General features: G+C 38.0%; 7 protein-coding genes. 5 read left to right on the forward strand and 2 right to left on the reverse strand.

Annotated features, from left to right (window positions below; genetic code table 11):
• Positions 1–5: 5 nt before the first annotated feature.
• Entirely contained in the window at positions 6–1,229 is a 1,224-nt protein-coding gene (locus JK139_RS07320) for a trans-sulfuration enzyme family protein (RefSeq protein ID WP_074418135.1), read from the reverse strand.
• A gap of 169 nt (positions 1,230–1,398) precedes the next feature.
• Between JK139_RS07320 and JK139_RS07325 the strand changes: the two genes are divergently transcribed.
• Positions 1,399–1,887 carry a DinB family protein gene (locus JK139_RS07325; RefSeq protein WP_218330933.1) on the forward strand — a complete coding sequence of 163 codons (489 nt, stop codon included), beginning with the start codon at positions 1,399–1,401 and terminating at the stop codon, positions 1,885–1,887.
• A gap of 48 nt (positions 1,888–1,935) precedes the next feature.
• Here the strand turns inward: JK139_RS07325 and JK139_RS07330 are convergent, their stop codons facing one another.
• Entirely contained in the window at positions 1,936–2,925 is a 990-nt protein-coding gene (locus JK139_RS07330; RefSeq protein WP_074419827.1) for a beta-ketoacyl-ACP synthase III, read from the reverse strand.
• An 89-nt stretch (positions 2,926–3,014) separates the two neighbouring features.
• On the opposite strand from JK139_RS07330, the gene ruvA reads away from it, so the two are divergent.
• The 4 genes from ruvA (at position 3,015) to JK139_RS07350 (ending at position 13,278) form a co-directional block, all read left to right on the forward strand.
• Positions 3,015–3,635, forward strand: a complete 621-nt coding sequence (gene ruvA / locus JK139_RS07335; protein WP_228733161.1) for a Holliday junction branch migration protein RuvA — start codon at positions 3,015–3,017, stop codon at positions 3,633–3,635.
• A gap of 38 nt (positions 3,636–3,673) precedes the next feature.
• Positions 3,674–10,987 carry a T9SS outer membrane translocon Sov/SprA gene (gene sov / locus JK139_RS07340; RefSeq protein WP_228733162.1) on the forward strand — a complete coding sequence of 2,438 codons (7,314 nt, stop codon included), beginning with the start codon at positions 3,674–3,676 and terminating at the stop codon, positions 10,985–10,987.
• Between the two features lie 141 nt (positions 10,988–11,128).
• Positions 11,129–11,800, forward strand: a complete 672-nt coding sequence (locus JK139_RS07345; protein ID WP_074419828.1) for a FadR/GntR family transcriptional regulator — start codon at positions 11,129–11,131, stop codon at positions 11,798–11,800.
• Positions 11,801–11,868: 68 nt separating this feature from the next.
• Entirely contained in the window at positions 11,869–13,278 is a 1,410-nt protein-coding gene (locus JK139_RS07350; protein ID WP_074418109.1) for a TolC family protein, read from the forward strand.
• The last annotated feature ends 12 nt before the right edge of the window (positions 13,279–13,290 follow it).

A 13,290-nucleotide genomic window follows, 5' to 3' on the forward strand; every position in this document is an offset into this window, starting at 1 on the left:
GTTTATTAAGATAATGCCTGATCAAAATCATTTAAAATATCTGCAATATTTTCAATACCCACACTTAACCGAATTAATCCATCTGTAATGCCAAATTTCAAACGTTCTTCCACGCTAACGCCTCTGTGGCTCATGCTGGCGGGGTGGGATAATAAAGTATCTAATGTGCCCAGTGAAATTGCCCGAACACACATTTGCAATTTATCTATAAATTTTTTACCTGCTTCTAATCCACCTTTTACTTCAAAGCTCATGAGTGCGCCGGGATGTTTCATTTGTTTGGCTGCAATAGCATAATCAGGATGGGTTGCTAATCCGGCATAATTTACTTTTTCAATGGCCGGGTGCTGGTCTAAAAATTCAGCTACTGCTTTTGCGTTACTGCAATGGCGGTCCATCCGCAATTCCAGTGTCTTTAATCCGTTCATCAATAAAAAAGCATCAAAGGGATTGCTGTTGCCGCCTAGTAAAACCTGCCATTTCCAGGCATGTGTTTGCATAAATTCAATATCATTTCCAATTAAAACACCACCAATGGCTGTACCATGCCCGTTTAAAAATTTAGTGGTGGAGTGAAAAACAAAATCAACGCCATATTTAAAAGGTTGTTGTAAATAAGGTGTAGCAAATGTATTATCTACGGAAACCAGTATATGATGTTGTTTTGCAAGTTGGGTAATGGCTGCAATGTCGATACACTGAATGGTTGGGTTTGCCGGGGTTTCTAAATGCACTAATTTGATAGCCGGATTTTTTTTGATAATATCTTCCACCTGTGCCACATCTCTTAAATCTGCAATAATAGTGTGAACACCGGCATTGGATAAAACTTTTAGTAGCAATTCATGAGTACCGCCATATAAGGAGTAATGCGATAATACGGCATCTCCTGCTTTTAGTGTGCTCATGAAAAGAGTTGTCATTGCTGCCTGTCCGCTGGCATGTAACAATGCTTTCAATTGTAGCGGTGTGCCATTATTGTTTTTTATGCCAAAGGCTTCTAATGCTGCAATGGTTTCTTCTGCAGCCGTAAAAGTAGGGTTGCCCCAACGACCATAAATTCTGGATTTATCTTCCCCTGCAAATCTTTCCATTCCTTCTTCTGCAGTAGAAAAAGTAAATGTAGATGTGGCATAGATTGGTGTAATATGTGCAAACTCGGCATTTTCCTCACTGGTGCTATGCAATGCAACTGAACTGATGCCGGTAAAGGGGAATATGTGCTTCATAATTTGGCTGGTTTTATGGTACTATGGGTTACAAAAATAAAGGTGAATTTAAAGTATACCTGCGATTATTTTTCGGGATGCGGTTTATTTTTATTGAAGGTTCGAATTGAGCTGTTTTTTATCTAATTTTAATCAACAACTTTTTTTGATCGAATAGAACGTATTGAACATGAAATCGCTATTTATTTCATATGCCATTTATAATCAATGGGCTAATTTGCAATTGATACATGTTATTCAAAATTTAGAACCGGCAAAGCACCATCAAATAGTGGTGAGTAGTTTTCCAAGTATATACAGTACGTTATTACATTTACTGGGTGCAGAAACCATTTGGTGGCAGCGGCTGCGCGAAGAGCCACAAACTGCATGGCAACTAAAAGATGCCGGATTAAGTACCAGCGATGTACTTAATGGCTTGGCCCGTCAGGATACACTATGGGTGGAATGGATGAATGGTTTAAATGATGAACAATTGGAAAAAGTGATTTTATATAAAAATTCAAAAAAAGAATATTTTGAGCAGCCTTTGTGGCAAATATTGCTGCATATTTTTAATCACAGTACCTATCACAGAGGTCAGTTGGTAACCATGTTACGGCAATTGGGCGTAACAGAATTGCCATCTACAGATTATATACAGTGGGTTAGAATATAAAAAAGGTGATGGAATACCGCCATCACCTCAACAAATTCAATTGTTATTTTAATAAGCCCATTTCAGCAAAATGGCCCCCCATGTAAAACCACCTCCAAAAGCAGATAAAACAATATTATCGCCTTTATTTAAGCGGTCTTCCCATTCCCATAAGCAAAGCGGAATGGTAGCAGCAGTTGTATTGCCATATCGTTGAATGTTAATCATCACTTTTTCTTTGTCTAATCCCATCCTGTTGGCTGTAGCATCAATAATTCTAAGATTGGCCTGATGGGGTACCAGCCATGCTATATCTGCTGCAGTCAGATTGTTTCTTTCCATAATTTCAGCGCTCACATCTGCCATGCCCTTCACTGCAAATTTAAATACAGCCTGTCCTTCCTGATAGGCAAAATGCTCTTTTGCTAAAACAGTTTCAACAGTGGCGGGTTTTACAGAACCACCTGCTTTCATGTGCAGGTATTTGGCACCTGAACCATCACTGCGTAAAATACTATCCCGAATACCCAATTCTTCAGTGTTGGGTTCTAACAATACGGCACCGGCACCATCTCCAAAAATAATACAGGTGGAGCGGTCGGTATAATCTATAATGGCACTCATTTTATCTACACCCACTACAATTACTTTTTTGTAGCGGCCGCTTTCTATTAAGCCCGCACCGGTAGTAAGGGCAAATAAAAAGCCACTGCAGGCTGCACTCAAATCGAATCCCCAGGCATTGGTGGCGCCTAATTTATCTGCAATAATATTGGCAGTAGCGGGGAAAACCATATCGGGTGTAACGGTGGCACAAATAATACAGTCAATATCGGTTGCTTGTAATTTTTTTTTCTTTAATATTTCCTGGATAGCAGGAACAGCCATATCGCTGCTGCCTTTGCCGGGTTCTTTTAAAATTCTGCGTTCTTCTATTCCTGTACGGGTTCTTATCCATTCATCATTGGTATCCACCATTTTCTCCAAATCAAAATTGGTTAGTTTCGTTTCGGGTACATAACCTCCAACAGCGGTAATAGCGGCTGAAATCTTGCTCATATAATTGTTGTACTTTTTTGTAAAAATGACCGCAAATATCCGCTTTTATTTTAGAATACTATCATATTGGCCTATTTGCAGGTTATATTATGAATGAAAACCCTATTTTTGACCCTGCAACTATGATAGCATATATAAAAGGAAGTTTTGTGGTTAAATCGCCGGCGCATGCCATTATAGAGGCCAATGGTATTGGGTATGAAATGCAAATTAGTTTGCATACTTATTCTGCCATCAAAGATTTGTCGACCGGCTTATTACACACTTACTTACATATTACCGAAAATGGGCAAACATTTTTTGGTTTTGCCGAACCGGCAGAAAAAGAAATGTTTTTACTGTTAATTGGTGTATCGGGTGTGGGTGCTGCTACTGCCAGAATGATGTTGTCTGGTTTAAGACCACATGAAATTAGTCAGGCTATAGCGCAGGGTAATACCGCTTTGCTGGCCACTGTAAAGGGTATTGGCAAAAAAACGGCTGAAAGACTGGTATTAGAACTAAGAGATAAGATTAGCAAAAAAGAAATGGATGTTACTGGATTATCTAACGCCAATAACTTAATATCTGTAGATGATGACGCTGTTCAGGCACTGATTGCATTGGGTATTGGCCGGCCGGCCGCAGAAAATGCAGTTAAAAAAATTATGTTAACAAAACCTGAATTATCTTTAGAAGAAATTATTAAGCAATCATTAAAAAACTTATAACAATAGCCTATAAATTTACCTAACCAAGCCTGCTTTTTTTGAAGAAAGGAACCTTATTGCTTACTGCTTTTTTACTAACTGCTTCGGTGTTGTTGTTTCCGTATGGATGTTTATTTGCCCAAACTACTGATACACTAAAAAAAGGAGGAAACTCATTGCGTTTTCCTATTCATGACCGGAGGGGCGATTTTTTATCCTGGCAAAATAAAAATCCGTTCGATTTAAATGATACCTCATATATCAAACAAAAAGTAGAGTACGACCCCAAAACCAATCAATATTATATTTTAGAAAAAGTAGGGAATACTTATTTCAGAAAACCGACCGCTTTAACTTTTGAAGAGTATTACAAGTTAAGAACCCAGCAACAACAGGACGATTATTTTAAACAACGTGCCGATGCTTTAACCTTACTCAATAAAAAAGTTCAAAGACCGCCGGTAAGAGTTTATAATACACTATTTGACCGGATTTTTGGTGTAGGTCCGGATGGTTTAAAAGTAGACATAAAACCTCAGGGTAGCGTAGATATTCAAATGGGTTATAATGGTCAAAATACATTAAATCCCACTTTGCCGGAAGCAGCCCGGAGAACCGGTGGATTTGATTTTAACCTGAATACCAATTTAAATGTAAATGCCAATATTGGAAATAAATTAAAGCTTCCCATTAATTATAATACACTGGCTAACTTTAATTATCTCAATCAGTTAAAGTTGAATTATAAAGGCATGGACGATGAAATTATCAGAAGTATTGAGGCCGGTAATATTGCCTTTCAAACCAAGGGGGCACTCATGTCGAGTGCACAAAATTTGTTCGGTATAAAAACACAGTTGCAGTTTGGTAAATTAAGTGTTACTGCTGTATTAGCGAACCAGCAGTCGCAACGGCAAACACAGGCTTTGCAGGGTGGTGCGGCCATCACCAATTTTCAAAAAAAATTAGATGATTACGATGAGAACCGCGACTTTCTGTTAGCACAATATTTCCGTAATAATTACAATACGGCCATGAGTAATTTGCCGATTGTAAATAGTCAGGTACAAATACAACGCATTGAAGTTTGGGTAACCAACAGAAATGGTTCAACTACTGATACACGTGCCATAGTAGGGTTGATGGATTTGGGTGAACCACAGCCTTATAATCCCAATTTTCAATCACTAACGAGCAGCCCTTTACCACAAAATGGCGCCAATACTTTGTATAGTGCTATTACGCAAAACCGAGACCCATCTACTGTAGGTGCATTTTTGCAAAGTAAAGGGTTAACGCAGGTAAATGATTATGAAAAAACTTTTGCACGCAAATTAGCACCTACTGAATATTATTTTAATCCGCAAATTGGTTTCTTGTCATTGAATGCACAACTGCAACCGAATGATGTGTTGGCAGTGGCTTATCAGTACACTTACAATGGGCAGGTATATCAGGTAGGTGAATTTTCGCAGGATGTTGCTGTAGATTCTACACAAGGGGTACAAAAAGTATTGTATTTAAAATTATTGAAAGCTACATCAGCCCGCACCAATTTGCCCATTTGGGGATTGATGATGAAAAACGTATACTCATTAGATCTGGCCGGTGTGTCAAGAGATGGTTTTCAATTGAATGTATTATACAACCAACCCAGTGGTGGTTTGAAAAGATATTTACCTGAATCAGCTCCATCTGTTGAAGGAAAGCCTTTATTGACCATTTTAAATTTAGACCGCTTAAATAATCAGAATGATCCTCAGCCCGATGGTATTTTCGATTATCTGGAAGGTTTTACCATCTTGTCTCAACAAGGTAAAATTATCTTTCCCGTGCTAGAGCCTTTTGGTAAAGATTTACAAAATCTGGCTTTTGCAGGACAACCGGCAGCGCTGATTCAAAAATATGTGTATTACCAATTATATGATTCCATTAAAGCCATTGCGCAAACCTATGCTAACGTAGACCGCTTTGTGATGAAGGGGCAGGCAAAAGGCACCAGTGGAAGCGATATTTATCTCGGTGCATATAATATACCTCCCGGATCAGTAAAACTTACTGCAGGAGGGCAAACCTTAACTGAAGGAGTTGATTATACCATTGATTATAATTTAGGTTCTGTCAAAATTTTAAATCAGGCTATTATTAATTCCGGTATTCCCGTAAATGTTTCTTATGAAAACAATGCTTCATTTGGTATTCAGCAACGAGGTTTCCTTGGTTTACGGTTAGATTATGCCGCCAGTAAAAAATTAGCCATTGGTGCTACTATAGAGCGTTTGAATGAACGGCCATTCTTTACCAAAATGAATTATGGTGAAGATCCTATTCGCAATACCATGTATGGTGTTGATTTCAGTTATCACTCTAACTGGCCCGGATTGACGAGAGCTTTGAATAAGCTGCCTTTCTATTCTACCAAAACCATGAGTACCATTGCTGCTTATGGCGAAGGTGCTTATTTTAAACCCGGCCATCCACCCCAAATTGGATCGGGCAATAATGGTTTAATTTATTTAGATGATTTTGAGGGAACTACTTCTAATATTGATTTAAGGTTTCCATCAACGGCATGGGCTTTGGCTTCCACTCCGGCTGGTAATCCTAATTTTCCGGAAGCATTATTAATAGATTCTGTTGACTATAATAAAAACAGAGCAAAAATTGCCTGGTATAATATTGAACCGAATTTGCAAGACAAGAACAGCCCCAACAATCCGCTGAGAGGAAATTTGGCAGCACTGAGTGATCCTCGTGTAAGACTGGTATATACCAATGAGTTATTTCCGCAGCTTACTACCAATATTGTAAATACTCAAACCTCAACTTTCGATGTAGCATACTATCCTACAGATATTGGCCCTTATAATTATGACAATGATCCCTCTCAGGTAAATGCCAATGGAAAATTATTAAATCCGAAAAAAAGATGGGGTGGTATTATGCGGGCTATTGATCAAACAGATTTTGAAACCAATAATATTGAGTATGTACAATTCTGGATTCAGGATCCTTTTATCAAATTGCCGAATAGTACCGGCGGCCAGTTAATGATTGATTTTGGTAATGTAAGTGAAGATATTCTGAAAGATGGCAAACGTTTTTATGAAAACGGACTAAATACCCCTACCTCACCCGCTGCTATTGATAGTAGTACAACTTGGGGAAGAGTGCCTGTGAATCCTATTCAAGTAACCAATGCATTCAGCAACAATCCTGGCGATAGGGTATATCAGGATGTGGGTTTGGATGGTTTAGATAATGATGGGGAGCGAAGAAAACGTACCGATTATCTTTCTAAAATAACAGCAAATTTTGGCACAAATTCACCTATTTATCAACGTGCCATTCAGGATCCTTCGAATGATGATTATAAATGGTATCGCGATCCGAGCTTTGATGCAAGTGGGGCAGGAATATTGGAGCGTTATAAAAATTTCAATAATCCGCAAGGCAATTCGCCCATTGCTACCGGAACATCACCTTTTTCTCCGGCAGCAACTTTATATCCTGATAATGAAGATTTAAACCATGATAATACTTTAAATGAAGATGAAGAATATTTTGAATATCAGGTAAATCTTGCGCCGGGTATGGATGTAGGCGTAACAAAATATATTTCTGATAAACGCATAGTGCCGGTAACCTATGCAGATGGAACTACCGGAACTGAAAATTGGTATTTGTTTCGGATACCATTGAGCGATTATGCCAGTAAAACAGGCCAAATACCAGATTTTAAATCCATCCAGTTTATGCGGATGTATTTAACAGGGTTTCAGGATTCAGTAGTATTGCGCTTCGCAAAATTAGAACTGGTACGCAATCAATGGCGGCAGTTTACGTTTAAATTAGATACAACAGGTTCTTATACACCTATTGATACCAGCACAATTACCTTTAATACCCTTGCTGTAAATTTAGAGGAAAACAGTAGTCGTACCCCGGTAAACTATGTTATTCCTCCCGGCATTCAGCGTGTGCAACAGCTAAGCAATAATGGTATCAATATTTTACAAAATGAACAATCATTGAGTTTACAGGTGGGTCATCTTACTCCGGGAAATTCCAGAGCAGTGTTTAAAACTTTGCCCAATTATGATATGCGTTTGTATGGCAAAATGCTCATGTTTGCGCATGTGGAAGCGGCTCCAAATACTGCATTGCAAGACAATCAGTTAAATTTGGTGGTTAGAATAGGGCAAGACTATCTGAATAATTATTATGAAATAAAAGTTCCTTTAAAGGTTACACCACCCGGCAATTATTCGCCTGTTTCCGATACTATAGTATGGCCAACACAAAATAACCTCGATTTCGATATTCAAACATTAACTAATTTAAAACTACAACGTAATAATAGTGGTGCTTCCGTTAGTACCATATATCGGCAGGTAATTGGGGATAAAACATTTTCTGTTTTAGGTAACCCGAATATTGGTGCAGTCAATGCATTTTTAATTGGCGTAGAAAATGCCAGCACCAATACCACACCGCTAAGTGCTGAAGTTTGGGTAGATGAATTACGGCTATCGAATATTAATGAAAGGGGTGCTTATGCAGCTGTTGGAAGGGTAGATATTGGTTTGGCCGATTTGGGAAAAATGTCTATTTCCGGAAGTATGCATACGGCAGGTTGGGGTTCCTTAGAATCGCATATTGGGCAACGGGCTTTGGATAATTTTACACAGTTTGATGCCTCTATTGCTATTGATGCGGGTAAATTGTTACCGAAGGGCACCAGGTTATCGGTGCCGGTATTTGCCAGTTTTGATAAAACCGTAAGTTCACCAAAATATGATCCATTTGATTTGGATATTACCTTATCTCAAAAACTAAGTGCAGCGCAAACAAAAGCCAAACGCGATTCCATTAAAAATGCAGCAATTGACCAAACCACCATCAAAACCATCAATTTCACCAATGTACGTGTAATGCCAAAAGGCAAAGTGCACTTATGGAGCCTCAGTAATTTTGATGTCAGCTATTCCTTTACACAAACGGTACAAAACAACCCCACTACTTTGCTCAATAATTTAGTAAAATGGCGTGCCGGATTAGGATATACTTATAATGCACCACCCAGATACAAAGAACCTTTCAAAAAAATAATTAAAGGAAACAGCCAATGGACCTCTTTTATTCGCGATTTTAATGTGAACCTGCGGCCTTCTCTCATTAGCTTCAGGGCCGATGTGAACCGGCAGTTTGGGCAGTATATTCCCCGTATTATTAATACCGATCAGCAACAAACCAAAGTAATGTTGGTAGATACTACCTACAACAAATATTTTACGTTCGATAAATATTATAATTTTAGATGGGATGTAGCACGTTCCGTAAATCTCGATTTTTCTGCAACCAGTTTTGGCAGGGTAGATGAACCTTATGGAATGATTAATACCAAAGCTAAAAAAGATTCAGTATGGCAGAATTTTATTAGTGGTGGCCGAACAACCCTTTATCAGCAACGAGCAAGTGCAACGTATACTTTACCCCTTGCAAAATTCCCGTTCACTAATTGGATAGCAGCCCGATACAGTTATGCTACTACCTATAACTGGATAGCTGCCAGTTTACTGGCTGTTTCATTAGGTAATACCTTAGAAAACAGTCAACAAAATAATTTAAATACACAGTTTGATTTTACAAGGCTTTATACCAAATCAAAATGGTTGCGGAATTTAGACTATCGTCCTCCGCCTCCGCCCAAACAATTCTTTAATAACCAAACCGGTAAACCTGTGAGCAGCCCTAATGGCGCAAATGCTAACCCGTTAGGAATTACTTTACCCAACCGGGAAGAAGCGATTACAGATACTGCAGGTAACAGGTTGCATGGTAAAAAGAAAAGAATAGCATTGCGAAAATGGCGGCAACAACGGCGTGATTACAGAACTGCATTGCGATTGCAACAGGCCAATCAGCCCACACAAATGAATGGCGCTGTTAGAGCAGCCGGTCATTTGGTTACCATGATAAAAAATGTATCAGTGAACTATGGCGAAAATTACAATAGCCGTGTGCCCGGCTGGTTAGGAAATACCACTGCTTTTGGGCAGGACATGAAAACCATGCAACCAGGGTTAGATTATGTGTTTGGCCGACAACCCGATAGTAGTTGGTTAAACAGAAAAGCGGCACAAGGGTTAATTACAAAAGACGGTACTTTCAACTACTTGTATCAGCAAAATTTTGAACAAAAATTAGGATTAACTGCGCAGTTAGAACCTGTTAGAGAATTCAGGGTAGATCTAAGTTTAAATAAAAGCTTCTCAAAAAACTACAGTGAATTATTTAAAGACACAACGGGGCTGGGATTGCCGCAGCAACATCTTAATCCATATACTGCCGGAGGTTTCAGCGTATCTTATATTGCTTTAGGAACATTGTTTCGAAAAACCAATCCCAATGAATTATCTTCTACTTTTCTTCAGTTTGAAAATAACAGACAAATTATTTCAAAAAGAGTAGCCAATTTAAATCCTTATTGGAAGCAGAATCCAACTTTTACTTCAGACGGATTTGCAACGGGTTACGGGCGCTATTCCCAAGATGTTTTAATACCCGCTTTTTTATCTGCTTATACCAAAAAAGATCCTTCTACTTTCCCTTTATTGAAGGGATCCGGATCGGGTATTCGATCCAATCCATTTAGTGGTATTCTTCCAAAACCCAATTGGCGCTTAAGCTATACAGGGTTAAGTAAAATACCTGCATTGGCTAAAATTTTTACAGCCATTAATATTACGCATGCTTATTCTGCCACTTTAAGTATGAACAGCTTTTCCAGTGCATTATTGTATCAGGATCCATTTCGTTATGGTGCACCGGGCTTTATAGATACGCTGAGTGGTAACTATATACCTTATTATTTGGTTCCCAATATCACTATGCAAGAGCAGTTTGCTCCGTTACTGGGTATTGAAGTTACCACCACTAAACAGTTAAGTTTAAAATTAGAATATGCCAAAAGCAGACAATTGAGTTTAAGTTTAATTGATTACCAGCTAAGTGAAACAAACAGTACACAGTGGACAACGGGCTTCAATTGGCGTAAACGTGGCTTACGTTTACCGTTTAAGTTGCCGGGCATGAAGAATGCAAAATTGCAGAACGATTTAACCATTAAACTCGATTTGTCGTTTAGAAATGATGCAACCAGTAACAGCAGGATAGACCAATCCACAGCCTATGGAACCGGAGGCCAACAGGTTGTCATTATTCAACCCGCTATTGATTATGTTTATAATAACCGTATCAATCTCCGGCTGTTTTTTGATCAACGAAGAGTGACTCCTTTTATTTCAACTGCTGCACCTACTATTGTTACCAGGGCTGGCGTTTTAGTCAGGGTTTCATTGGCTCAGTAATCATATTTCCCGTTTTTCATTGTCAGGTAATTATTTAAAATTCAGTTAAAATAGGTTAATAAAACATGCTTTTTAACAAAAGATGTTGGTCTGGTAATAAAATTAATTTACTTTTATTCATCAGATGATATGATGTAATATATGCATACAGAACCTGTAAAAAAAAATTCGCTGAGTGATGTGGTTGCAGAAAAATTGCAACAACACATTGCCTCAGGAAAATTTAAAATAGGCGATCAATTACCCACTGAGCCCGAATTGATGGAATATTTTTGTGTAGGCAGATCAACCATTCGGGAAGCCATCCGAATACTTTCTTATTCCGGAATTTTAAAAGTTCAGCAGGGTGTAGGTACTTTTGTTGCTTTAAAAAATGGAACACCTGTGCCATGGTATCATCGCTTGCAGTCGGCACGAGGCGAGGAGCTAAATGAAGTAAGGCAATTACTGGAACTAAAAATTGCAGAGAAAGCGGCTATTTACAGAACAAGCCGGCAAATTAACTGCATGCGTAAATATTTAAAAGAACGTTATAAAGCAGCTATTGGGAATGATGTTGCAAAATGTATTGACGCTGATATATCATTCCATCTTGCCATTGCTGAAGCATGTAGTAATGAAATTTTATGTGATTTGTATAAAACAATAGCCGCCCAGCTAAAAAATTTTTTTCAGGAAGTTTTTGTTGATACAGACTTGTTTATGCTAAAACAAGACTTGCATGAAAAGTTATTACAAAGCATAATTGATAGAGATGCAAAAAAAGCCTGGCATTTTGTGGCTACAATTACAAGCCAGGAAAATGATGAATAAAAAATGTGATTCATTAAAGGTTAATTTTTAGGAATGAATAAATTTTAAGTGTTGATTAAATTGATAATATGGTTTTAAACTATACCAAATGTGTTTTTGTGTTTTTGTTTTTCAGTTTGATATTGACAATTCAGTTTTCTAATGCTCAGCAACAACCATTATTGTTAAGTGAAGCAATCCATTCCGGGTTAAATAATTATCAAACTATTAAAGCAAAGCAGCACTACTTAAAAGCTTCCAATTATTTATTACAAAATGTAAAAAATGATTACTTGCCTAATATTTTGGCAAGTATGCAGCAGAATTATGGAAGTATTAATGGTTTGTATGGGCCCGGTGCACCTTATGGCGCTTTTGGTGTTTCATCAGCAGGGCCTGTATTTAACAGCCAGCAATGGAATGCAGCTTTTGGATCATTGTATTTAATTTCTACTAACTGGGAGGCATTTACGTTTGGCAGAAAGCAATCCCGCATTGCAGCGGCTAATGCAGTGGTACAAACAGATTCTGCTGATGTTGAACAGGAAAAATTTGTGTTAAGTGTAAAAGTGGCAGGAGCATATTTTAATTTATTAACAGCACAGGGTTTGGTAATCGAAGCACAGGCAAACTTAAACCGGGCAGATACTTTTAGAACTGCCGTATTGGCAAGAACCTTGAATGGACTTAATCCCGGGGTTGATTCTTCTATTGCCAATTCAGAATATTCCAATGCATATTTAATTCTCATTGATGCTATCTCTAACAGGCAGCAGGCAGAAAGTACATTGGCACAATTACTTAATCAAAAACCTGAAACATTTTTCTTAGACACTTCTTTTTTTAATCGCATTCCTCAAAATTTTGTTTCATCATTTAATATTACTGCTAACCCACAAGTAAAATTTTTTGAAAGTAAAATTCGGCAAAGTGAAATGCAGGCAAATGCAATTAAGAAAAGCATCCTGCCCGGTATTAATCTTTTTGGTATTTTTCAAACAAGAGGTTCTGGTTTTGGCAGTCAGTACAGTGCTGCTTCGCCCAACAATTACTCAAAAAGTTTTTTTGATGGCATTACACCACTGCGCTCTAATTACATTGCCGGCTTATCGTTGGCATTTAATATCATGAGTATACCTAAGATAAAACAACAGGTGAATGCACAAAGAGAATTAACGGAGACATATAAACAGGAATATGATCAAACTTATACGCAATTGCAAGATGCTTTAATACTGGCAGATCAGCGTATTCAAAATACATTGCAAAGTTATCGAGAAGTACCTATTCAATTAAAAGCCGCACGTGATGCTTTTTTGCAAAAATCTGTACTATATGAAAATGGGTTAGCTACCATTATAGATTTGCAACAGGCATTGTATATTGTAAATAGGGCAGAAACGTCTGCAAAACTTGCATGTATTAATATATGGCAGGCACTCTTACTAAAAGCAGCCGCTTCGGGAGATTGGGATTTACTAATGCAGCAAATAAAATAATTTATATTAATG

This window comes from Hydrotalea lipotrueae, assembly GCF_019249625.1.
GTDB lineage: Bacteria > Bacteroidota > Bacteroidia > Chitinophagales > Chitinophagaceae > Hydrotalea > Hydrotalea flava.

Bases quoted from the DNA above. Each gene is read 5' to 3' on its own strand.
- JK139_RS07320 (WP_074418135.1), bottom strand. From the start codon at position 1,229: ATGAAGCACATATTCCCCTTTACCGGCATCAGTTCAGTTGCATTGCAT.
- JK139_RS07325 (WP_218330933.1), top strand. From the start codon at position 1,399: ATGAAATCGCTATTTATTTCATATGCCATTTATAATCAATGGGCTAAT.
- JK139_RS07330 (WP_074419827.1), bottom strand. From the start codon at position 2,925: ATGAGCAAGATTTCAGCCGCTATTACCGCTGTTGGAGGTTATGTACCC.
- ruvA (WP_228733161.1), top strand. From the start codon at position 3,015: ATGAATGAAAACCCTATTTTTGACCCTGCAACTATGATAGCATATATA.
- JK139_RS07345 (WP_074419828.1), top strand. From the start codon at position 11,129: ATGCATACAGAACCTGTAAAAAAAAATTCGCTGAGTGATGTGGTTGCA.
- JK139_RS07350 (WP_074418109.1), top strand. From the start codon at position 11,869: ATGGTTTTAAACTATACCAAATGTGTTTTTGTGTTTTTGTTTTTCAGT.